This window comes from Psychrobacter glacincola (genome assembly GCF_904846215.1).
Lineage (GTDB): Bacteria > Pseudomonadota > Gammaproteobacteria > Pseudomonadales > Moraxellaceae > Psychrobacter > Psychrobacter glacincola.
On record NZ_CAJGZK010000017.1, the window covers coordinates 41,557 to 65,319 of the forward strand.

The following is a 23,763-nucleotide window of genomic DNA, read 5'->3' on the forward strand; positions in this document are numbered from 1 at the left end:
TTGACTATATTTTTCAATAGTCATGATATGTCATACCGCACAAAAAAATCCCCCTATCTATTATAGATAGAGGGAAGGAGAAACGTCACAATAGGAATGCTAAATGATTAAGTAACCGTTCAGTCTTAAGCTGCTTTTGGGCTTTCACCGATAGAGCGAAACGCTGTTTTCAGGTTGCTGTTATGCGCCAGTATTTTTTGTTCAATCTTGGCGTAATCTTGCTTCAACTCATCCTCAACTATATGTAAGCGATCTGCAAATTCGGTCTTTTTCAGCTCAATGGTTTTTGCTTTTAATGCTTGCCATTCTTCAACCGTTTGCGTAAAGGCATCATATTCAAACTTAATACGATCTTGGAAGCTTTTCATTGCATGAGGAATATCAATGCCACTTGATGTTGCCGTATCAATCTGCTGCTGCGCCGCTTTAAATTGCATTTGTACTTCAGCATGTTTGATGGTGGTGTCATCAACGGTACGTAGCTCACTGGTTAAGCCAAGCTTCGATAAGCCAACGATTAACCATTTGGTTGGATCATACTGCCACCATTTTACGCCATTACGATAATCGTACTGGAAGAAGTGATGATAGTTATGATAACCCTCACCCCACGTAAATAGAGCCAAGAAGAAGTTATCACGGGCAGTGTTGGTGTCGGTATAAGGACGCGACCCAAACATATGACATAGCGAATTGATAAAGAAGGTAAAGTGATGCGTCAGTACCAAACGTAGCAAACCGACGATGACCAAAGTACCCCAAACGTCACCCAATAACCAGCCGATCGCAGCGACTGCACCGATGTTCAATGCAGCAACCCATAAACCGTAATATTTATGCTGAATTTGTAGCGTTCTATCTTTGGTCAAATCAGGGATATTTTTATAGTCAAATTTACCGCTAGGATAATTGCGTAGCATCCAGCCCATATGACTAAAGAAAAAGCCACGTTTCGCTGAGTACGGGTCTTCTAAGCGATCATCGACATGACGATGATGCGTACGATGACCAGAAACCCAATCAAACGCTGAACCTTGTACCGCAAAGGTAGAACCTAGCAATAAAAAGTTTTTGACGATTGGATGCGCTTTATAAGCACGATGCGACAATAAACGGTGATAACCAGCAGTAATACTGATGCCTGTCCAAACCATAAACGCACCAAATACGCCCCAAACCGGTGCGCTGACTTGATGAGTAAACAGATACCATGGCGTAATGATAGCCGCAGCAATAGGCGTAGCTACCAGAATAGTCGCTGGAATCCAGTTAATCGGTGCTTTGGTGAACTCAAACTCCCGCATATCGATACTGTCTACATCGGTAGGCAGTTCAGTGTGCTCAGAGGCGCTTGCATAGTTGCGTTTGGCAACAGGCATCTCATCAAGTGAGTTTTTTGCTTTATTCTCATCAAAACGTGTTTTAAAACGTGTGACTTGAGTGCTGGCAGTTTTGACAAGTGTGTCACCAGATTTGAGAGCGAAACGTAAGCCTTTAAGCGGTAAGCTAAGTGCTTTTTTTGCAATCATATAATATCCCTAACGGTATTAATTTAAGCGTCTATATTACCTTAAAAACTTAGTAAAGTGAACACTTATACACTATAAAAATATTGCTAAATAACAATAACTTGTATGAATTATAGTAGGTGTTATGGCAAATAAGGCGTGACTTATCAGCTATAAGGTAAAAATGTAAGTAAAACAATAAATATGTAGATCACAAAAGCGAGTCTAGAAACAGGAGTAGTGCGCTAAGGCAGTAGTAAATAGCTTGGATAATCGGTAATAATCACATCAACTTGCCAGTCTATAAGCTGCTTAATGGTCTCAATATCATTGACCGTCCATGCACTTACAGGTAAGTCATAGCGATGACAAGACTGTATGACTTTATGATTCAAAAGCGGATAGTAGATACCTAATTGCCTACAACCAAGCTGTAAGGCAGTATTGGGAGCCTGTTTCAGTAGTTTAGGCTCTCGAATAAGCAGCCCACGTGGTATATGCCTCATGAAAATACTGCTTTGTAAATGGGCATGCAGCTCAACATCAAAGCTGGTTAGCACAATCGGTAGGCTGGCAAGTGGGCTATCAATCAGGTCGCGCATCAAGGCTTTTACGAGCTTGGCATAATCAGTGCGGCTATGGGTTTTAACCTCAAGCTCAATATAAGTATAAGTATTTAGGGCAGAGGCAATATCAGGCAACGTAACGATTGGCTGACCAAACTGTCGCTGACGCTGTATTTCGCTCACATTTAGCTGATCTAGACGTGATTGCTGCGCGCACATGCGTTCAAGCGTGTCATCATGAAAGATCATGAGCTGTCCATCTCGGCTAAGCTGCACATCAAACTCTACGCCTGCCAAGCCACAGAGTTGCAAATTTTGCGCATACTCAAAGCCTGATAAGGTGTTTTCTAATGCTTCACCACGCGCGCCGCGATGGCCGAGTAGCAAGGTGTTCTTAAGCTCTATCATAACCAGTAACCATCACATATTTTAAGCATTACAATTGGCATATTATATCGTCTGTTATCAACTGCATCCAACGCTATCACGTATCAAAGCGCATTGAATAAAATATCTATAAAAAATTTTGGGCTGATAAAAGTTTTTATCATCATCTTAATATTTGTTCAAGCAAATATATATTTGTAGTTTTTTTGCAACCAAAGCCAGATTTCGGACACAATGTTGGGCGTTATTTGTATATCAGTAGGCTACATGGATGACCATCTCCTGCAAACACCGTATAATAATGGGGTTTTCAAATCTATCACAGTGCCTGTTTCGGTTAGATTTGAGTTTTATAGTTTAAATGTCAAATACTGTCCGTGAGCGACGGTACGAATCAGTGAATTGGAGCAAAAGAGATATGAGCGTAGCAAATAAAAGTGTGAGCAAGTGGTATAAAGTTGCTGGTATCGGCATGGTATGTGGTTTAGCGCTTGCTGGTTGTGATCGCTCAGAAAAAGACGATGCTGAAACAGTGGAAGTGACCGAACAAGAAGCAGAGGTTAGTGAAAACGCTACTGCCACGGCGGTGAGCTGTGATGATCCTATGGTACAAGACCGCCTCAAATCTGCTCTAAAAAATACGCTCAATCAGCAAGCGCAAACTTTAGCGCTCAGTTATGCCAACGATGCAGAGATTGGCTTAGGAAGTGGTGTGGTCTCTACTAAAGCAAACGGTATCGTCATCGATATACAAAATGCCGCCGTATTGCAAGCGACCAATGAAAATGGTCTGACAACCTGTCAGGCAAGCGTCAGTATGACTTTGCCAAGTGAAGACTTATATCAAGCCAGCCAAGTGCAATCAGCAAACAATCAGCCAAGTTTGCAATCGCGCTTAGCCAATGACAATATCCGTATCAATAACAACATGCTTATTGATGACGCTTTCACCTATGTCGTTGGTACGCAAGCTGGTCAAGTTCGCACACGTATCGCAGGACAGCCTGCATTACTGACAGTGGTATCAGAAGTGGTCGCCAGCTCAACGCTCCAGTCAGCAATGGAAGAGCAGCGCGCCCAACGTACCACTCAGCAACCTGAACGCCGCCGTGAACCAGCACAGAACAATAATACTGTCAGTCAGCCACGAGCAGCAACGCCTGTGCGCCCAGCACAACCTGCTAAGCCGCCAGTGCTTAACCAAAGCAATCAAAATAGCAGTCAAAGTACAAAGACGCCAAGCAGCACTCCGTCAGCGCCTAGTAATACCACACCTAGCACCACCATACCTAGTACCGCAGCGCCTACACCTGCTGCTCCAGAAGCACCGAAAGCAACGCCTAAAGACGAAAGCATCGATATGGTGATTATTGAAGACAAAGAAGCAACTTATTAATCTTATTGCTAATAAACATCGATAAGCATCGTTTCAGTATTTCAAGTCAACATTTCAATAAAAAAACGCCTGCAATATGTCTATTGCGGGCGTTTTTTATGGTTTGTTAAATGGCTCAACTATCAGCAAATTTTTGTAATACCTGACTGTCCCATAGGACTTCAGAGACCTGTTTAGGATCTGTGCAGAAGCGTGCCGCGACAAACAACCAATCAGATAAACGATTGATAAAGCTCACTGCTGTCGGACGAATGGCTTGTGGCTGCGCTTGTTTTAGTAACACCGCTTGGCGCTCAGCGCGGCGACAAACAGTACGTGCCACGTGTAATTGGCTGACCAATAGTGAGCCTGTCGGTAAGATAAAGTCCTTAAGCGGTGGCAGCGTCGTATTCATCGCATCGATTTGCTGCTCAAGCCACTCAATATGAGTCGCATTGACGCCTTCATATTCCGGCATAGCAAGCTCACCACCGATATTGAATAATAAGTGTTGAATAATCACCAAAGCTTGGGCAAAGTCGACTTCTTGCTTTGTTTGCAAGCGTTCAGGTAGCTGTTGGCAGTTCCTTGAAATATGGGTCTCCGCACTTAACGCTTGAGTAAGCTGGGCACGTACCAAACCAATGTGCGAGTTTAGCTCATCGATATCACCCATCACACTAAATACGCTGTCCGCCTTGCTAACACGGCTGCCATCTGCCATGCCAGTACTACCATCGTCGCCAGTACGCGTATAAATTTTGCTTAAACGATTGCCCATCTCTACATCCTTAACGGTCATTATTTTTAATTATTGAGGAATCTCATTTGTTTAAAGCATGTCTCTTACGTGCTTAAAAAAAGTTACTTGCGCGCTCATTGTAGTATTTTACGAGCATTTTCGCTAAGATAATGGGTTAAGTTTTATATCGGTTTTCTGTTTACAGCGCATTTAGGCATTATTTGCTTCTATGAGCGTGTCTGTATTTACTAAACGGGCATTATTGTTAGACTTGTTTTTCTCTTATACTTTTCATTTAAAGGCTTTATGACTATGACCACACCTCTTGCAGACGCGATGTCTCAGCTCGTCATTTATGACTCACTTACTGGACGCAAGCAATCATTCAAACCGCTTGCCACGGGCAAAGTTGGCATCTATGTGTGCGGGATGACGGTCTATGATTATTGTCATATCGGTCATGCACGGGTGATGGTTGGTTTTGATATGGCAGTGCGCTGGCTAGCACAAGTGGGCTATGACGTAAATTATGTGCGTAATATTACAGATATCGATGACAAAATTATCGCTCGTGCTGCCGAAAATGGCGAAAAGATTGGCGCATTGACTCAGCGTTTTATTACCGCCATGCATGAAGATGCGACCGCTCTTGGCTGCTTGTCCCCTGATGCAGAACCGCGTGCGACCGATCATATCGATGAGATGCAGCAGATGATTGAGACACTGGTTCGTAATGACTATGCCTACGCGGGCGATAATGGCGACGTCTACTATGCGGTCGATAGCTTTGCAGATTATGGCAAATTGTCTAAGCGTAACCTTGATGATATGCAGGCAGGCTCACGGGTTGAAGTCGAAAACGACAAGCGCAACCCATTTGATTTTGTGTTATGGAAAGCGGCGAAGCCTGACGAACCGCAATGGGCATCAGCTTGGGGTCAAGGACGTCCAGGCTGGCATATTGAGTGCTCAGCGATGTCGACCAAATGCCTTGGTAATACTTTCGATATTCATGGCGGCGGTCATGATTTGCAGTTCCCACATCATGAAAACGAGATTGCCCAATCTGAAGCGGCTACTGGCTGTGAGTACGCGCGTAACTGGATGCACGTGGGTTTTATCAATGTTGATGGCGAAAAAATGTCCAAATCATTGGATAACTTTTTTACCATTCGTGATGTAATGGCAAAATACCTGCCGGAAACGGTACGTTTTTTCTTATTGTCGAGTCATTATCGTAGCCAAGTCAACTTCTCTGATAGCGCATTGGATGAAGCGCATAATAGCCTAAGCAGGTTGTATCAAGCTCTAAAAGTTGCTGAACAACAAAAAGGTGAAGCACTTATTATCAGTGATGAGCTAATAAATAATGCCTATGCCAGTGCGGCAGGACAAGACTTTATCAAAGCCATGAATGATGACTTTAATAGCTCAACGGCTATCAGTGTGCTGTTCGGCTTGGCGCGTGATATCAACAAAGCCAGCAAAGTAGAAGATGTGGAAACCGCATGGCAGTTAGCGCAGCACTTAAAAGCCTTGGCGCAAACACTCAATATTTTACAGCAGCCTGTTCAGCAGTTTCTGCAAGCGGTTATCGGTGCAGCGGCTGAAGACGGTTTAACAGATGAGGCTATTGATAGTTTCATTGTTGAGCGTACTGATGCCAAAACCAATAAAGATTTTGCCCGTGCTGACGAGATACGTGTACAGTTAAAAGATGCTGGCATTGAGCTTGAAGACAGTCGTGCTGGCACCACTTGGCGCCGTGCTTAATGTAAGCATTCGTTTTTTGCTTTTGTTTACTCACAAACGGTAATAAATTAAGCCAGCTATCTGCTGGCTTTTTTTGGTCTTCTGCATTAGCTTAATAGCATCCCTATAATAAAAGTTTTTTGTATGCAAACTCCTTCCGAATTTCTCAGGTCTCACTCTCAAACCCAGTTTTTATCACGGTTGCTATTTATAGTGGGCACCTTATTTATCCTATTAAATATTACGTGCATCCCTGCTTATGCAGCAAGCGATATTAAGGAAGTAGATAGGCAAAATAGTGAAGCGGCGATTACGACAAAACCAGAGAATTTGGTGGAGTATGCCGCGCAAAAAATCGATACGTTAAAAGAAGAAGGCGTCACTGTCTCAGCCGTTGCAGCAGAGGTGATTAGCCCACTAGAAAAAAAGGCAGTGCAGCAAGCTGGTGTGCTACAAGGAGATTCTGGTCTCACTGGTGATTATAATGAAAGCTATTATACCTTAGATAAGCTAAATGCAGGCTTGCCGCCCTTATCTGAGCCGCCGAATTTGTCGACACCCCTTGCCACATTAGAGTTTTTCCAATCGGCAGTCATGAAGCAGCAATATGATTTGGCCGCTTATGCACTAAATATGAATCTGATTGATGATGAGTCGCAGTCGAGTCAAGCAATGGATCTGGTCAAACAGCTCGACTTTTTATTGGTCGAAAAACATCTATATGTGTTTGACAAGTTGCCCGATCGTCCTGATGGCTTGATTGAACCGCCGCTTGGCAGTACGAGTAGCATTCAAGGTGTTCCTAGACGTTCGATTCAGCTGGGTTATATTGATTATCGAGAGCGCCGAGTACCCCTGCATCTAGAGCGTGTACGTATCGGCGATGGTGCGCCTTTTTGGGTCTTTTCAGCGCAGACGGTGGCAAATATCGATAAGCTTTATGAGCAATATCATCCAGCAAAGTTTGAACGCTATTTGCCGAGTTGGACCAAGCTAAAGATTTTTAATATTGCTATCTGGGAATTTTTGGCGTTATTGATATTCTTCTCCTTTACCATGGGCATTGGCTGGCTATTAAGTACCGCCGCTGGCAAGCTCCTCAATTGGTATGTCATGGATAAAGAAGGCAATCGTCTTGGTACACTTCATCACAACGGTGTGGAGGATTTGGTCAATAAGCTGACAGTACCTTTGACCTTTACTCTCAGTTTCTCATCGGTCTACAGCTTGGTTTCGGGCGGCTTTCCTTATCTGGATGCTTTGGCTTCTTCAACCCGCCCCATTATCTGGGTAGCACTGGTATTTAGTGCAATGTGGCTTGGTATCCGAGTAATTAACTTTTTTGCCAACCGTTATAAAGACTTGCAAATCGAAAATCTAAGCGAGGAGAATTTTGATAAAAGTCGCAGCCGCCGCACTTATATGTCCATCTTTCGCCGCGTCTTTATCTTTGTCATGATTCTGGGCGGGATTTGGATTGGCTTGAGCGAATTTACCAATATCGATGGGCTTGGCAAGACATTACTAACCTCAGCAGGGATTGCAGGTGCGGTCCTTGGTATTGCCGCACAGCCTATCTTAGGTAATATCATCGCAGGAATGCAGGTTGCGATTACCCAGCCTGTACGTATCGGCGATACCGTGATGATGGAAGGCGAGTGGAGTACGATTGAGGATTTGGGTTATACCTATGCAGTACTAAAGACATGGGATGAACGCCGATTAATCGTACCTATGCGGCATTTTGTTACTGAAATTGTGGAAAACTGGTCGCATACCGAATCGCATCAAATAACCGTGATTTACTTATATGTTGATTATGGCGCTGATATCGACGCCATTCGGCAGAAATATATTGAATTGGTAAAAGAAAATGCGTTGTGGGATGGTGAAACAGAGCCTGAAATGTTTACGGTGTCTGTATCAGAAACAACGATTAAGCTTCGTTGTAGCCAAGCTGCTAATAGTCCTATTGATGCATGGATGCTTGAATGTGCAGTGCGTGAGCAGATGCTAGGCTATTTATATGAGAAACAAAAAGCCTATCTACCGGCTGAGCGTTTGATCGTCAAAGTCGGTGACAGCTCATGACAGCTCATGACAGCTAATAATAGCGAAATGGCGTAACGCTTTTATTCTTAGGATGCGATGTCAGCATCAAGGAAATAAGCTGACAAATATGTTATGCGAATGCTTGTATTATTTGTTATAATATGGCGTTATTTTTAAGGGATAATTCAGCTGTTAGGCATTGTATAGTTAGATTTTGGGACAGGTAAAGGCGCTGTATTAGAGAGTCTACTGAGCCAATAATTTAGTTAGCAATGATAAATTGATGATGTGCCGAGCGAATGTTTGTAGTTAGTATTTGTTCCCCACGGTTTTATTATTCTCTACTAGGTTTTGATAGCCTGATGGTTATGATAAAACAATCGTTGATTGTCTTGATGCTGTATTGCCCACCCATCAAAATAACCACTACTAGGGGTCTGTATGTTGCGAATTGTCGATGAAGCCTTAACCTTTGATGATGTTTTATTATTGCCAGCTTATTCTGAAATTCTACCAAAAGCTGCTAATCTAACGACCCGCCTAACAAAAAGTATTACGCTGAATCTACCCCTAATCTCTGCTGCTATGGATACGGTTACTGAGTCTGAGATGGCCATTACCATGGCACAGCTTGGTGGTTTAGGTATCTTGCATAAGAGTATGGATATCGATAAGCAGGCGATGCAAGTGCGCCGTGTCAAAAAATTTGAAGCTGGTACGGTGGTTGATCCTATTACTGTGCATCCAGAGATGACCATCGGCGAGTTATTAAGACTGACCCAAGACAATAATATCTCAGGTGTGCCAGTGGTTGAGAAGGGCACTGACAAAGTAGTTGGTATCGTCACTCATCGTGACTGGCGCTTTGAAACCAATCTATCATTGCCTGTCAGCCATATCATGACGCCAAAAGAGCAGCTCGTCACCGTCAAAGAAGGTGAGAGCAATGAAAACATCAAAAGACTGCTACATGAACACCGTATCGAAAAAGTAATCGTTATTAATGACGACTTTCGTCTGCGTGGTCTGATTACCGTTAATGACTTTACCAAAGCTGAAAATAACCCAAATGCTTGTAAAGATGAGCAAGGTCGCCTGCGTGTTGGCGCAGCAGTTGGTACGGGCGCTGATACTCAAGCACGCGTTGAAGCATTGATTGCCGCTGACGTCGACATCATCGTTGTTGATACGGCGCATGGTCACTCAAGAGGGGTAATTGATAAAGTATCTTGGATTAAAAAGAACTTCCCTCATGTGCAAGTTATCGGCGGCAACATCGCAACAGGTGACGCCGCTAAAGCGTTACGTGATGCTGGCGCAGATGCGGTAAAAGTCGGTATCGGTCCAGGATCCATCTGTACCACACGTATTATCGCAGGTGTTGGCGTACCGCAAATATCTGCGATTGATAATGTCGCAAATGCTTTGCAAGACAGCCTTCCATTGATTGCTGATGGCGGTATTCGCTACTCAGGCGATATGGCAAAAGCCATTGCCGCTGGTGCGTCATGTATCATGATTGGTTCATTGATGGCAGGTACAGAAGAAGCACCAGGTGAAGTTGAGCTGTTCCAAGGTCGCTACTATAAAGCTTACCGCGGTATGGGTAGCTTGGGTGCGATGTCAGGTCAAAACGGCTCATCAGATCGCTACTTCCAAGACGCCAAAGACGGTGTGGAAAAATTGGTACCAGAAGGTATCGAAGGCCGTGTGCCGTATAAAGGTCCAGTCGCTGGTATTGTCAACCAATTGGTTGGTGGCTTGCGCTCATCTATGGGTTATACCGGCTGTGCAACCATTGAAGAGATGCGTACCAAGCCTCAGTTTATCAAAGTCACGTCAGCTGGCATGAAAGAATCACATGTTCATGATGTGCAGATTACCAAAGAAGCGCCTAACTATCGAGTCGACTAAGAGCATTTTTTTGCTACTGTAGGATGCTATAACTCGCAACCGTACAGTATCAAGTGACGTCAAGATACAAACAGCCAACAATGCCCCGTTATTGTTGGCTGTTTTTTTTGTAAAATACAATCATAGATTATTCTAATAATAATTGATAACTGCTTGTCTTATCAAAACCATCGATGACAGTGAATAATTGAAACTACTTAGCCTACGTCCGCGTCTGGTCTTTTACTTTTAGATTTAAGGAACAATAATAATGAGCTACTTTGGCACTGATGGTATCCGCGGTAAATTTGGTGAGCTGCCAATTACGCCAGATTTTATCTTAAAGCTCGGCTATGTCACAGGACTTGTCCTAATAGAAAACAATCAAAATACGGCGCGTAAGCCAAGCGTCGTGATTGGTAAAGACACGCGGTTGTCAGGCTATGTGATTGAAGGCGCATTACAAGCAGGCTTTAATGCCGCTGGCGTCGATGTCCATATGTTAGGACCCTTGCCAACACCTGCTATCGCGCATTTAACGCGTAGCTTTAATGCGGATGCAGGCGTAGTCATTTCTGCCTCACACAATCCATACTATGATAATGGCATTAAGTTTTTCTCAGGCGACGGCAAAAAATTAACTGATGCGATGCAAAACGCCATTAATGATAAATTGAACGCTATCATGGCGGCTGATGGTAATAATGATGCCCTCATGCCTATCCTTGATCCGGCGCAATTGGGTAAAAACAATCGTATCGATGATGCAAAAGGTCGCTATATTGAATTCTGTAAAGGCAGTTTTCCTTATCAATATGATTTAGATCATCTGACTGTGGTTGTCGACTGTGCCAATGGCGCCGGTTATAGCGTGGCGCCTCGAGTTATGCGTGAGCTAGGTGCCAATGTCATCGCTATTAACAATAAGCCTGACGGCGTCAATATCAATGAGGACTGCGGCTCGACCCATCCTAAAGGTCTACAAGAAGCCGTTCTTAAGTACGAAGCCGATGTAGGTATAGCTCTAGATGGTGATGGTGACCGTATCGTGATGGTTGATGAAGCCGGTAATTTGGTTGACGGTGATGGTATCTTGTATGTGCTAGCTACTCAAGGTCAGACAAAGGCGGCAGGTGTCGTTGGCACCCTAATGAGCAATATGGGTTTAGAGCTTGCGCTAAAAGCGGCTAACATTGAGTTTACGCGTGCAAAAGTAGGCGATCGTTATGTGATGCAAGAGCTTGAGGCAAACGGTTGGATATTGGGCGGTGAGCCATCAGGTCACATTTTATGCTTGGATAAAAGCCGAACCGGCGATGCCATTATCGCAAGTTTGCAGATACTTGCAGTCATGCAAGCAAGAGGCAAAGCGCTTAGCGATTTAACCGAAGGCTTTGAGGTATTACCACAAAAACTGGTCAATGTGCGCTTGTCCCAAATGCAAGATCCTTTTGAGCATGAAGAGCTAGTGGTTGCTTTTGATAAAGCTCGTGCTACTTTAGAAGGTCGCGGTCGCTTGCTTATTCGCCAATCCGGCACAGAGCCAATGATTCGAGTCATGGTTGAGTCAGATGATGAGATAGAGTGTGATGTAATGGCGAATGATTTGGCAGATAAAATCAAAGCTGTATTGGGCTAACCAATATTTAAATATAAAACTATTAAAATAAGCTATTAAAATAAGCTATTAAAAAAAGGAAGTGTCATGAGTATGGACTTTACTGATCAGCGTTTGTCATATGAAAAAGGTCAACTAGACCAACAGTCAGTACCAGTATCACCGTTTGAGCTATTAAATGCTTGGATGCATGAAGCAATAGAGGCGCAAGTACAAGAACCATATGCGATGAGTTTAGCGACTTGCGGGGCGGATAGTAAGCCGAGCGTGCGTATTGTTCTATTGCGTGAAATTACGGGTAAAGGTATCGTTTTTTATACCAATTATGAAAGTGCCAAGGGTCAAGATATCGCTGAAAACCCCAATGCCGAAGCGCTGTTTTTTTGGCACAAGCTTGAGCGTCAGATTCGTATCAGTGGCAGTATTGCTAAAATTGATGCTGATAAATCTGTGGCTTATTTTCAAAAACGTCCGCACGATAGCCAAGTAGGTGCATGGGTCAGCCAGCCACAAAGCGGTGAAGTTGCCAGTCGTGATTTGATGGAGCAGACGTTTGAGCAGTTGCAAGCAGATTACCCAGAAGGTGCCGCCGTACCAACGCCTGAGTTTTGGGGTGGTTATGAGATCAGGATTGAGAAAATCGAGTTTTGGCAAGGTCGCGCCAATCGAATGCATGACCGCATTGTGTATCATAAAGAGGCGGATGGTAGCTTTGTTACCAAACGCTTATTGCCTTAAGCGTAACAGATAACGGATGATATGAGCTTATAAGAAGTTCATATCTACAAAAAAGCCACTTTACATGTCATATTCATATGGCAAAGAAAGTGGCTTTTTTCATTGATTTTATAGTGGAGCTATTTGGTATCAACCTCTACCGACACAGACATACCAGGACGTAGACGTGCAAGCTCTGGCTGGTTAGAGTCTAAGTCGATGCGTACCGGAATACGCTGAGCGATTTTAATATAGTTACCGGTCGCAGGATTGGCAGCGCCAGCACTGAATTCACTGCCTGTTGCGGGTGATATATTGCTGACCCGTCCGCTAAACTGTGTACCACCTAAGGCATCCACGTGGATGGTCGCAGCTTCACCAATCGTCATATTTGCCACTTGCGTTTCTTTAAAGTTGGCAATAATCCATACGCCTTTTGGCACAATATACATAAGCTGCGTACCAGCAGTAACATATTGCCCTGTTTTAACGATTAATTGACTCAGTTGTCCCGATTCAGGGGCACGGATTATGGTGTTGTCTACGTTAATCTGTGCTTGTTTCGCGGCGGCTTCAGCATTTTTGATATTGGCATCTAAAGAGGAACGGCTAGCGGTTGTTTTTTTGCTGCCCTCAACTGCCACTTGTAAATTGGCCTCAGCTTGCTGGACACCGGCTTGCGCTTTTGCTAATTGAGCTTCAGCATGAGCAACATCTGCTCTCGATACTGCGCCAATGGCAACCAAACCCTGATAACGGTTAACGTCCTCGCGGGCACTATCAACACTCACTTTAGCGCTATAAACATCTGCCTCACGTGCTTGAATCTGTGCTTGGCTGGTGCCCGTATCTTGCGCATTACTAGAGCGATTGGTCAAGGCAATATCGATATTCGCCTGCGCTTGTTCAAGCTGCTGCTGAAAAGTTCGATCATCTATTTTTACTAGTAAGTCACCCGCTGCAACATTAGCAAAATCTTTTACCGCCACTTCTGTCACATAACCTGATACTTGCGGACTGATAATGGTGGTTTGCCCTTTCACAAAAGCATTGTTGGTTTGCTGCACGGTTGGGGTAAAAGGTGGCAGCTTCCACGCATAGAGAATGAGCGCCACACCAATAACAATCAGCGCAATCAGTAAACCTAAATTAAAAAACGACTTCTTTTTGGGCGACCAACCTGCCGGCGCAGGAATAGGTTCAGTGGGTGGCATCGGCGTCTCATCTTTGCCATTGTCTGCCTCAGTGCTGTTTATTTTATCAGTACCAGTATCCGTGGCATTTATAGGCTCATTAGCATTAGTAAGTACGTCATTAGAGGGGTCTGTTTGAACTCGAGCTTCAGGCATAGTAGATTCAGGTTGAATGGTTGCTGTATTGGTATTTGCATCATGATTGGAAGTCAACTGTGATGGCGTATCCGCAACGTTTTGCTTTGATAATGATTCATTAGATTGAGCATTTTCAATGGCGTTAGCCACTTTGTCAGGTGCGCTTGCGTCATCAAAGCGGCTCGGTTTGTCTTCGTTCATGACGCGCTCCTACGGATTTTAATATACATAATAGATAACTTTAAAAAAATAGTCAGAGAGAGTAATACGTGTAGAATACACAATAAAATTTGCACTATCTGCTATTTTTTCCCCATCATTTCTGCTAACGCGGCAAGCTCTTTGCCAAGTGGATTACGCTTATGATACAAATAATAAAAATAAACCATTAATAAATAGATCGCAGTAATCGTAGCGCTCACTGCCATCAAAAAGAATAAGTCATCATAAGCGGCGACGGTCGCTTGGCGCTGAATACCTTGCAGCATTTGGGTCATCTGAGCAGGATTGCCAGCAGTCATCGAGCTGACCATGTCTGCATAGTGCATCTGCGTGCGAATAGTGGTAAAGGCTTGAATGCCGGCTGCACCTGCCAGACCGCCTACGGTTTGTGAGATACCAAAAATCACTGAAAAACTAATAATATAAGCAGGACCATTGGCAATGGCGCGGAACATCCCTTCAAATACCATTGGACCCATAAAGTAGACGGCAGCAAAGGCAATGATAAACTGGCTAAAATAAAACATCGCCGGTGTAGAATTCAGCGACAAACCCGTATCTATCCAAGCGCCAATCGCAATCAGCGTAACCGCAAAAATCACCGGTCGACGTAGGTCCATCGCATTGGTCGTAAAAATGCTAAGCACCAATGCAAGTGCACTGGCTGCCAAAATAATGGCGTAAAAGACAATCAGCTGATCGTTGCCATAGCCAAGGTTTGCCAATAATCCTGCTGCGCCAACGCTTTGCTCAGACAGCAAAATACGCATCACAGCACCGGTTATCATAAAGGCAATAATCGTCCGACTACGCATCCAGCGTACTTGCAGCATCGGATTTTTACGGTGAGTTTCAATCCATAAAGCAATAGAAATTGTCACGACAGCAATGATAAGCGGGTAACTGAGCCAAGGCGTTGTCCACCATAAGATACGACCTTGTACCAAAAATACTGCCAATGCCGCAAGACCACTCGCAAAAAAAGCAAAGCTGATGATATCAAGCTTTTCAAAGACTTTTTCCATATTACCGCGTGGCAGCTCAAGGATATTAATCAACCCAAAGCATATCAATGCTAAGCCTACTTGGAATAGAAACAAACCTTCAAGTTGACCGTCAGCAGCTAGGTAAGGCGAGATGATACGTGATAAAGGTACCCCAAACTGTACCAATCCAAAGCCCAAGATCAGCCCGCTGATACGCCGAGCTGTTGGCATGCCTTGCAGACAATAAAATATAGCCAACACCGTCATAGCACTGGCAACCACGCCACTAAAACCACGGGCAATCAGCTCTAAATAATAAGGATCAATGTCAATACCGGTGGTTGAGCTGAGCAGATGACTACTGACCAACCACTGCATACTGGTCGCTGACAGCAAAAAAAATAAAGTGATTTTGCTAAATAGCGACATACCAAATTGTTGACGAATTTTATATAGCAGTACAGTGACACCAGCGTTGGTCATATTGTAAGCGACTGATATCCAGCCGCCTTCAACAGGTGTTAAGCCCATTTCCCCTTGAATTTGAGAAAGATTAGCCACCAGTAGACCGTTTTGGAAACTGGCAGTAATACCGATAAAAATACCAATCAATAAGTAAAATACCTTTCGATAAGTAGGATGGTCGGGTGTGGCAGGGGAGCCCAGCATGAACGGCTGTTCATGAGGCTTAAACTGATAGTCGGTACTCATAAGGCGGGGTCGATCTGTATAGGGGAATTGAGTAACATAGAACAGCTCCTAAACGAGACCTGCGACAGTTGGAGTGGCATCCATTAAGCTTACTGCTATGTAATAGAGTGATATAACCAAAAGAAGCGCCTAAAAGCTGCTTGAGACATTTTATCATGGTTTTTGCTGAGGGTTTAATATCTGTGTCTATTAACTGTAGAGCATGAGACGTGTCGCCCCCATATATAGTTAAAATATCTCAAAAACGCTACAGTGCTGCTGGTATAAATTTTTTGCAGCCTCTGTTTGCGTAGGCACAGCAAGCAAGAAAAATGAATATCAGCAGTACTTGATGTATCAATATTACTTTTCCCTGACTATATTCAGCTCAAACTACGAGGCTAATTAATTGGAATGGGTCATAACTCAATTTGATAAAGCTCTAAAACCATACGTAAAAAGGCAGCCTATCACGTAGGCTGCCTTTTGGTTATCATTGATACAGTCTGTATTCTTTACAGTTGATACGAGATTGCACTGATCACATTACAGATTTATTATTACTCATTGCTTGTTTTATCGTAATTCGCTTCCAAACGCATGGCGCGCTGATAGCTATCAAGGGTCGCAAGCTGTAGCGCGTACTGTCTGATATGAGGATAATCCTCTAACGCCTCACGCTTGACGAGCATAATCAAATCAAATGACAGCATAAAATCTGCACCGCTTAGCTTGTTACCCACGATAAAGGATTTGCCTGCCACCTCGTCATTTAGATAGCTCAGTAGCCTGTGTTTTTCTTGAGCGATATACCCTTTTAAAAATGCATTATCACCAGCACCTGCTTTATTGGTAAATAATTCAAGCAAAAGCGGCAGCATCAGCGAGCTTTCAGCAAAGTTAATCCACTGTAAATAATGACCATAATCTGCGCTATCGATAGCAGGGCGCAGATTATCAGGTGCAAACCGCTCAATCAATAGCTCAGTAATCGCACCTGACTCTGCATATAGCTCGCCATCCATCTCAATAACCGGAGACTTACCAAGAGGATGTACCGCTTTTAGGCTATCTGGTGCTAGATGCGTTTTGGCATCACGCTGGTGGCTAATAATTTCATAAGGTTGTCCCAATTCTTCTAAAAGCCATAACGTCCGTAATGAGCGTGATTGATTGAGGTGATGTAAGCGAATCATTTAGTTAGCCTTTTTGCAGTGGATTTGATGCTATTAAGCCTGTATTTTAGCCATTAAACGCTTGGCGGCTTCTTCTGACGACGCTGGATTTTGACCCGTGATCAGCAAACCATCTTCGACCACAAACGATTCCCAATCAGAGCTTTTTTCATAGTTTCCGCCATTGGCTTTTAGCACATCTTCTAATAAGAAAGGCACGACGTCAGTGAGTTGAACCGCTTCTTCTTCGGTATTACTAAAGCCTGTGACCGTTTTGCCTTTGACCAGATACTCGCCATCGATTTTAACGTTTTTGAGCGCGGCAGGAGAATGGCAGACAAAAGCAACAGGCTTATCTTGTTTGATAAACGTCTCAATCAATGCAATCGAGTTTTTATCAACGGCTAAATCCCACATTGGACCATGACCACCAGGATAGAATACTGAATCAAAATCTTCCGCTTTCATATCTGCCAATTTTTTAGTCGTTGCTAGGCGTTCTTGGGCTTCAGAATCTTCTTTAAAACGTTTGGTATCTTTGGTTTGAGCATCCGGCGTGTCACTACTTGGGTCAAGTGGTGGTTGACCGCCTGCAGGAGAGGCAATCGTGATATTGACACCGGCATCTAAAAAAGCATAGTAAGGCGCGGCAAATTCTTCTAGCCAAAAACCTGTCTTCTTACCAGTATCGCCCAATTTATCGTGTGAAGTTAGTACCATTAAAATATTCATAATTGTCCCTGTTTATTGTTGAAAGTTATTATTGAGGTTTATTATTGACGCTTATACTTGCTGTTTGTTATTGAAAGCTATCAGTCGGTATTAAAAACCAGTAACGCTATCAAAAACGAATAACGCTAACAAACCGACTGCTGACAGTATTCATCTTTTAAGAATGACTTTCAGTAGCTGTCCTTAACAAGTTATGTTGTTAACTGGTTATTTTTAGGATTTTGTTTTTAATATCAGCTATTTCACGTCAGCTACTTTAACCACCGTTTTGCCAAAGTTCTTACCATCAAGCATATCAAAGAAAGCTTGTGGTGCTTGTGCTAAGCCGTCGACTTGGTGCTCTTTGGTTTTAACGTCACCTGATTCAAGCCATTTGCTCATCGTAGCTAAGAATTCTGGAAAGTGGTCGCCATATTCTTCAAAGATAATAAAGCCTTTGATCGTTAGGCGCTTACTGAGAATATTACCCATCAGCACACCTAAGCGGTCTTTACCATCCGGCAATTCGGTGGCGTTATACTGTGATACCAAGCCACATACCGGGATACGGGCATGGGCATTTAACAGTGGCAATACGCCATCAAAGACTTTACCACCGACGTTTTCGTAATAAATATCGATACCATCTGGGCAGGCAGCAGCCAGTTGTTCGGCAAAGTCATCGGCTTTATGGTCAAGACATACATCAAAGCCTAGCTCTTCAACCGCGTAAGCACATTTCTCAGCACCGCCCGCGACCCCAATAGTACGTAAGCCTAATTTATTACCGACTTGTCCAACGGTCGCGCCAACAGGACCTGTTGCCGCAGCGACGACTAAAGTTTCACCTTTTTTTGGTTTGCCAATATCGGTCAAACCCATGTAACCTGTGAAGCCCGGCATACCAAGTACACCCAAGCCATAAGACGGGTTCGCCATGTTTTTATCGAGCTTTAATACGCCTATCCCATCACTGACGCTATAATCCTGCCAGCCTGAGTTGGACACTACCAAATCGCCGACTGCAAAGTTATCGATGTTAGATTCGACAACTTGGGCAACCGTTCCGCCTAGCATGACGTCGCCAATTTGTAGTGGATCAGCGTAGCTTGCGGCATCACTCATACGTCCGCGCATATAAGGATCAAGCGATAAATATATGGTGCGCAGTAGCATTTCACTTTGATTGGGTTTTGGTATCTCGCCAGTAGCCAATTCAAAGTTATCGGCAGTTGGTGCGCCATGTGGGCGGCTGGCAAGTTTGATTTGACGGTTTTGTTGTTGATTTTGCTGCTTATTAACGTCGTCATTGAAGCTCATGATAAATCGCCTTATTTTATTTATTTTTGATTTTATAGTTAGCTGCCACTCTGAAGTGACAGGCTAGTGGTTTCTATAACGACAATATGACTATAAAATATGACTATAAAATATGACTATAAAATGTCACTGTAGAATGTCACTATAAATAATTATTAAGAAACTTAAGCGTGACTGGTTACAGCACGCTCTAAGATACGACGTGATACTGCTAAGTCGTTTTTACTGTGCTCGCCCAATTTCACCATACCATGCACTTCTAACTGCTTGATAATAGGATCAATGGCGGCTGCATCTAACTCTACATCTGCTAAGCTGACCGGCAGTCCAAGCTTACGGAAGAAGTTTTCAGTCTGTTTGATAGCCTCTTCAATAATGGCATCATCATTTTGATCAGTATCAGTAATGTTCCAAACGTTACGGGCATATTGAAGCAATTTGTCTTTTTTGCTGTCTTTAAGCTCACGCAGCACCGATGGCAATACGATGGTCAGCGTACGTGCATGGTCAATCGCGTGTAATGATGTCAACTCATGACCAATCATATGCGTCGTCCAATCTTGCGGTACACCAGTACCGATCAGACCATTTAGCGCCATGGTTGCCGTCCACATGATGTTTTTACGTGTCTCTAAATTCTCTGGATCAGCTTTGACCGCTGTGCCTTCTTCAATTAGAATTTTTAACAGGCTCTCAGAAAAGGCATCTTGGACTTTCGCATTGACCGGATAGGTCAGATACTGTTCCATCACATGAACAAAGGCATCAGCCACACCATTCATCACTTGGCGTTCCGGTAAGGTCATGGTTTTGAGTGGATCTAAAATTGAAAACTTAGGAAAGGCAAGAGGATTACCAAACGGCAGTTTTGCTTGACGTTCACTATAGTTAATCACGCCGCCTGAATTCATCTCAGAGCCAGTCGCTGGAATGGTCAATACCGCGCCCAAATCCACTGCTGAATCGATATCTCTGCAATAACTGGTGAGCGCATCCCACGCCTTATCGCGTGATACGGTGCCGTCTTCTTCAGTCAATGACGAGACGAGCGCAACAAACTTACTGCCGTCAAGCACAGAGCCACCGCCGACTGCTAATAAAAAGTCAATATCGTGCTCATTGACCATATCCGCCGCTTTTAGCAAAGTGGTAAATTCTGGATTGGCTTCAATACCGCCAAACTCGAATACTTCGCGATTGCCGCTAGCAGCCAATGCTGTTTTGACTTCATCTAACGTACCCGTACGCTGTGCTGAACCGCCACCATAGGTAATCAGTACACGGGCATCTGTCGGTACAAGCTCCGCTAACTGCTCGATTTGACCTTCACCAAAGACGATACGGACGGGATTGTAATATTGAAAGTTATTCATAAGATTCCTAATATATTTTTTGAGTATGAAAAGCGTATTTGATATTGAAATAAAATCTGCAACTTGTTTGCATCTATGCGCATTATATATTAATTAGACCGGTCGTCTACAGATTATGATGAATGGTTACAAAACTATCGTATAAGCATGTTAGCCGATATTGGTCTAACCATATTGTTTGATTGTATTTTTGATAGTAGTAATTAATATTTTCTTCAAACAAAATATTAAGAAGACATCCTTGTTCAACAGTAAATTATAATGAGTCAAACAAGGATGAGTAAGGCAGAAGGATAGACAAAACGAGAGATATAGACTGTGAGAAGAGGGATTATAAAATGAAAAATTAGCGACCCATAGCGGTAGTGGTCATCAGCCATACTTCTGCTAATGGTGTATCCGTTTGACTAATTTTCGCAACTAAGCTGGCACCAAGCCATGCAAAATACCAACGCTTTGCCATACTCTCAGCAGCCACGTTAGCAGGATGAGGTACAGAACCGTCCGCCCAGCCTGCTTTGATTTGGGTTGCAAGCCAAGTAATCGTTTGCTGATAGCCCGCATGTAGTACTTTACGCATCGGCTCCGACATATCTGACACTTCAGCGCTGAGCTTTACTACCAAGCATTTTTCATGATCACAGCCACTTTGCTGCGTGTCATACCAGTTTTGGAAATAGTCATATAGTTTCTGCTGAGCGCTAATATCTTGTGACCCAATAACATTCAAGCGCTGCTTATACTGGGTAAAGTAATGGCTGATAATCGCCTCACCAAAGGCTTCTTTTGATGCAAAATAATGATAAAAAGAGCCTTTTGGTACGCCCGCGGTATCTAATATTTGCTTGATACCTACCGCAGTAAAACCTTTTTGTGCGATGAGCTTATAACCCGTCGTTAATAAATGGTCTCTGGTGTTTGATAACGCAATAGTAGATAGCGCACTATCTGTTTGAGTGTGGTTTATAGCATTGGGTGTAGACATGTTACTTATGTTCTCCTTAGAGAGACTTATTATTTAATGGTGTTTAATAAATTTATGAGTGCAAATGGACAAGTTACGTTTGTTCAACAAAGAGTAGAGAGAAAAGATTCTTATTTTCATAGTGTTTATGTTAGCATTAGACCGGTCGTCTAGCAAGTTACGTTTGTTATCGTATGTGTCATTGCTTACTGAACCCGTTATTAAACTTGATAGGCGGTCATGATACGGTATAACCACACTCTAATAATATTTTTAAATAAAAAAATAGGAACAATTATGTCAACAGAAACCAAAAGTATGCAGGTAAATACTTATACAGACTTTCATTTGCAATATATCGCAGGCGAATGGAAAAACGGTGATGACGATAGTATCAATACCAATACCAACCCGTTTAACGGTGAAACCTTGGTTGAGATTCAGCAAGCAACGGTTAAACAACTTGATGATGCTTATCAAGCTGCTAGTCAGGCGCAAAAGCAGTGGGCACAGCAAACCCCGAACGAACGTGCTGCTATCCTTTATAAAGTAGTCAGTATTTTTGATCAGCGTCAAGATGAGATTATCGATTGGTTGATCAAAGAGTCGGGCAGTACACGCATTAAAGCCATGGTCGAGTTTAGCGGTGCGCGTGCGATTACTCTTGAAGCAGCAAGCTTCCCCAATCGCGTACATGGCGAGATTCGCGCGTCGAACACGCCGGGTAAAGAGAACTTTATTTATCGTGAGCCGATGGGCGTGATTGCGGTGATTAGCCCATGGAACTTCCCACTACATTTAACCCAGCGCTCGATTGCGCCAGCACTGGCATTGGGGAATGCGGTGGTATTAAAGCCTGCCAGTGACACGCCTATTACCGGCGGGCTGCTGCTTGCAAAAATATTTGAAGAAGCTGGTTTACCCACAGGTTTGCTTAATGTCGTCGTTGGTAGCGGTAGCGAGATAGGCGATGCGATGGTCACTCATCCTGTCCCGAGTTTGGTTTCCTTTACTGGCTCAACCTCTGTAGGCAAACATATCGGTGAGTTGGCAAATGGTGGGGAGTTTATCAAACAGGTGGCGCTAGAGCTTGGCGGTAATAGCCCGTTCGTGGTGCTAAAAGACGCTGATATCGAGCAAGCTGTCAAGGCGGCAGCCTTTGGTAAGTTCTTGCATCAAGGTCAGATTTGTATTGCCATTAACCGTATTATTGTCGAAGATGAAATCTATGACGATTTCGTTGCGCGTTTTGTGGCGCACGTTAAAACCTTAAACGTTGGCGATCCTAACAAAATTGATACGGCAGTTGGTCCTATTATCAATGAAAAACAAGTCAAATCGCTCAAAGAAAAAATCGCCAAAGCGCAAAATGAAGGCGCAAAAATGCTATTAAGTGGTGAGATAAAAGGTCAAGTGGTGCCACCACATGTCTTTAGTGACGTCACACGTGAGATGAATTTGTCTTGTGATGAAGTATTTGGTCCTTTGGTTGGTATCATTCGTGCCAAAGATGAAGACGATGCGCTGTCGATTGCTAATGACTCTATGTATGGCTTATCAAGCGCGGTATTTACCCAAGATATGGCAAAAGGTCTGCGCTTTGCTCGCGGTATCAAAGCTGGCATGACCCATATTAATGATATTTCGGTCAACGATGAGAGCAATGCGCCATTTGGCGGCGAGAAGAACTCAGGTATCGGCCGCTTTAATGGTGAATGGATACTAGAAGAATTCACTACCTTGCATTGGATTTCGGTACAGCATACACCGCGCGATTATCCTTTTTAATGATTGTTTTTAGCTACTCTACTATTTGAGATATTCATAGTTAGAGTTTTAATTTGACGTGTTAAAAAAAAGGCTGCCTTATAGGGCAGTCTTTTTTTTATCAAACTATTTTTTATCAAACTATAGTTGATCTATTTTTAGAAAGGTTCAGAACTAATGCAGTTAATTATTCGCAGCCTCTGTCTGCGTAGACACAGGGCACAAGCCACAGTAAGCAAGGAAAATTAATCCCATTAGTTCTCTAAAAAATTTGTACTTTTTTTATTTAGGATCGACTATACAGTGATTTTATTTCTTCATTTAGGGTGAAATCCTAGTAGCCCTTGTATCTCTTCCATGGTCATATGTCTGATGAGCGCTTGCTCCTCAATGGTTAAGCGATTGGTATGTTCTTTTAACATGCTATAAAGACTGCGGGCAATCTCGGATGTCGTCGCGTAATACATCTGTGGTTCTTCTTTGGTCAGTTTTATCAAAAATTTATCAATCAATTTACGTTTGTGAAGGGCGGCGTTTCCTTCGGTTTTTTCAATCATGATATTCTCCTAGTGATAAATTATTTAAGCAGTCAGTTTAATGATAGTCAATGAGTG

At 43.3% G+C, this 23,763-nt stretch carries 18 protein-coding genes; 7 read left to right on the forward strand and 11 right to left on the reverse strand.

The annotated features are described in order from the left end of the window. Positions 1–125: 125 nt before the first annotated feature. Positions 126–1,304, reverse strand: coding sequence for an acyl-CoA desaturase (locus JMW90_RS10105; RefSeq protein WP_201563842.1), 1,179 nt, complete (start codon positions 1,302–1,304; stop codon positions 126–128). A 449-nt stretch (positions 1,305–1,753) separates the two neighbouring features. Next, positions 1,754–2,482 carry a glycerophosphodiester phosphodiesterase gene (locus JMW90_RS10110; RefSeq protein WP_201563786.1) on the reverse strand — a complete coding sequence of 243 codons (729 nt, stop codon included), beginning with the start codon at positions 2,480–2,482 and terminating at the stop codon, positions 1,754–1,756. 397 nt (positions 2,483–2,879) lie between these two features. Here JMW90_RS10110 and JMW90_RS10115 point away from each other — a divergent pair, with 397 nt between their 5' ends. Beyond that, on the forward strand, positions 2,880–3,857 hold the full coding sequence (locus JMW90_RS10115; RefSeq protein WP_201563788.1) for a hypothetical protein: 978 nt from the start codon (positions 2,880–2,882) through the stop codon (positions 3,855–3,857). A 115-nt stretch (positions 3,858–3,972) separates the two neighbouring features. On the opposite strand, the gene JMW90_RS10120 is transcribed toward JMW90_RS10115, so the two are convergent. After that, complete coding sequence (locus tag JMW90_RS10120) at positions 3,973–4,617, reverse strand: cob(I)yrinic acid a,c-diamide adenosyltransferase (protein WP_201563790.1); 645 nt, start codon at positions 4,615–4,617, stop codon at positions 3,973–3,975. Positions 4,618–4,884: 267 nt separating this feature from the next. Between JMW90_RS10120 and cysS the strand changes: the two genes are divergently transcribed. The 5 genes from cysS (at position 4,885) to pdxH (ending at position 12,631) form a co-directional block, all read left to right on the forward strand. Continuing rightward, positions 4,885–6,351, forward strand: coding sequence for a cysteine--tRNA ligase (gene cysS / locus JMW90_RS10125; RefSeq protein WP_201563792.1), 1,467 nt, complete (start codon positions 4,885–4,887; stop codon positions 6,349–6,351). Positions 6,352–6,474: 123 nt separating this feature from the next. Next, complete coding sequence (locus JMW90_RS10130) at positions 6,475–8,421, forward strand: mechanosensitive ion channel family protein (protein ID WP_201563794.1); 1,947 nt, start codon at positions 6,475–6,477, stop codon at positions 8,419–8,421. 402 nt (positions 8,422–8,823) lie between these two features. Then, on the forward strand, positions 8,824–10,296 hold the full coding sequence (gene guaB / locus JMW90_RS10135) for an IMP dehydrogenase (RefSeq protein WP_201563796.1): 1,473 nt from the start codon (positions 8,824–8,826) through the stop codon (positions 10,294–10,296). 250 nt (positions 10,297–10,546) lie between these two features. Then, entirely contained in the window at positions 10,547–11,914 is a 1,368-nt protein-coding gene (glmM, locus tag JMW90_RS10140) for a phosphoglucosamine mutase (RefSeq protein ID WP_201563798.1), read from the forward strand. A gap of 66 nt (positions 11,915–11,980) precedes the next feature. Next, positions 11,981–12,631, forward strand: a complete 651-nt coding sequence (pdxH, locus tag JMW90_RS10145; protein ID WP_201563800.1) for a pyridoxamine 5'-phosphate oxidase — start codon at positions 11,981–11,983, stop codon at positions 12,629–12,631. 119 nt (positions 12,632–12,750) lie between these two features. On the opposite strand, the gene JMW90_RS10150 is transcribed toward pdxH, so the two are convergent. The 7 genes from JMW90_RS10150 to JMW90_RS10180 form a co-directional block, all read right to left on the reverse strand. Next, complete coding sequence (locus tag JMW90_RS10150) at positions 12,751–14,142, reverse strand: HlyD family secretion protein (RefSeq protein WP_201563802.1); 1,392 nt, start codon at positions 14,140–14,142, stop codon at positions 12,751–12,753. A gap of 101 nt (positions 14,143–14,243) precedes the next feature. Continuing rightward, complete coding sequence (locus tag JMW90_RS10155) at positions 14,244–15,860, reverse strand: efflux MFS transporter permease (RefSeq protein WP_201563804.1); 1,617 nt, start codon at positions 15,858–15,860, stop codon at positions 14,244–14,246. Positions 15,861–16,399: 539 nt separating this feature from the next. After that, positions 16,400–17,035: a glutathione S-transferase family protein gene (locus tag JMW90_RS10160; RefSeq protein WP_201563806.1), complete on the reverse strand. Its 636-nt coding sequence runs from the start codon at positions 17,033–17,035 to the stop codon at positions 16,400–16,402. Positions 17,036–17,068: 33 nt separating this feature from the next. Continuing rightward, the gene (locus JMW90_RS10165) at positions 17,069–17,746 is read right to left on the reverse strand and encodes a type 1 glutamine amidotransferase domain-containing protein (RefSeq protein WP_201563809.1); all 678 of its coding nucleotides are present in this window, start codon (positions 17,744–17,746) and stop codon (positions 17,069–17,071) included. A gap of 237 nt (positions 17,747–17,983) precedes the next feature. After that, positions 17,984–19,045: an NADP-dependent oxidoreductase gene (locus JMW90_RS10170; RefSeq protein ID WP_201563812.1), complete on the reverse strand. Its 1,062-nt coding sequence runs from the start codon at positions 19,043–19,045 to the stop codon at positions 17,984–17,986. A gap of 164 nt (positions 19,046–19,209) precedes the next feature. Beyond that, on the reverse strand, positions 19,210–20,418 hold the full coding sequence (locus tag JMW90_RS10175) for an iron-containing alcohol dehydrogenase (protein ID WP_201563815.1): 1,209 nt from the start codon (positions 20,416–20,418) through the stop codon (positions 19,210–19,212). 346 nt (positions 20,419–20,764) lie between these two features. Beyond that, positions 20,765–21,403 (reverse strand): TetR/AcrR family transcriptional regulator, encoded by a 639-nt coding sequence (locus JMW90_RS10180; RefSeq protein ID WP_201563818.1) that lies wholly within the window; start codon positions 21,401–21,403, stop codon positions 20,765–20,767. A 276-nt stretch (positions 21,404–21,679) separates the two neighbouring features. Between JMW90_RS10180 and JMW90_RS10185 the strand changes: the two genes are divergently transcribed. Next, positions 21,680–23,170 carry an aldehyde dehydrogenase family protein gene (locus JMW90_RS10185; RefSeq protein ID WP_201563821.1) on the forward strand — a complete coding sequence of 497 codons (1,491 nt, stop codon included), beginning with the start codon at positions 21,680–21,682 and terminating at the stop codon, positions 23,168–23,170. A gap of 296 nt (positions 23,171–23,466) precedes the next feature. Here the strand turns inward: JMW90_RS10185 and JMW90_RS10190 are convergent, their stop codons facing one another. Beyond that, positions 23,467–23,706, reverse strand: coding sequence for a hypothetical protein (locus JMW90_RS10190; protein WP_201563824.1), 240 nt, complete (start codon positions 23,704–23,706; stop codon positions 23,467–23,469). Between the last annotated feature and the right edge of the window lie 57 nt (positions 23,707–23,763).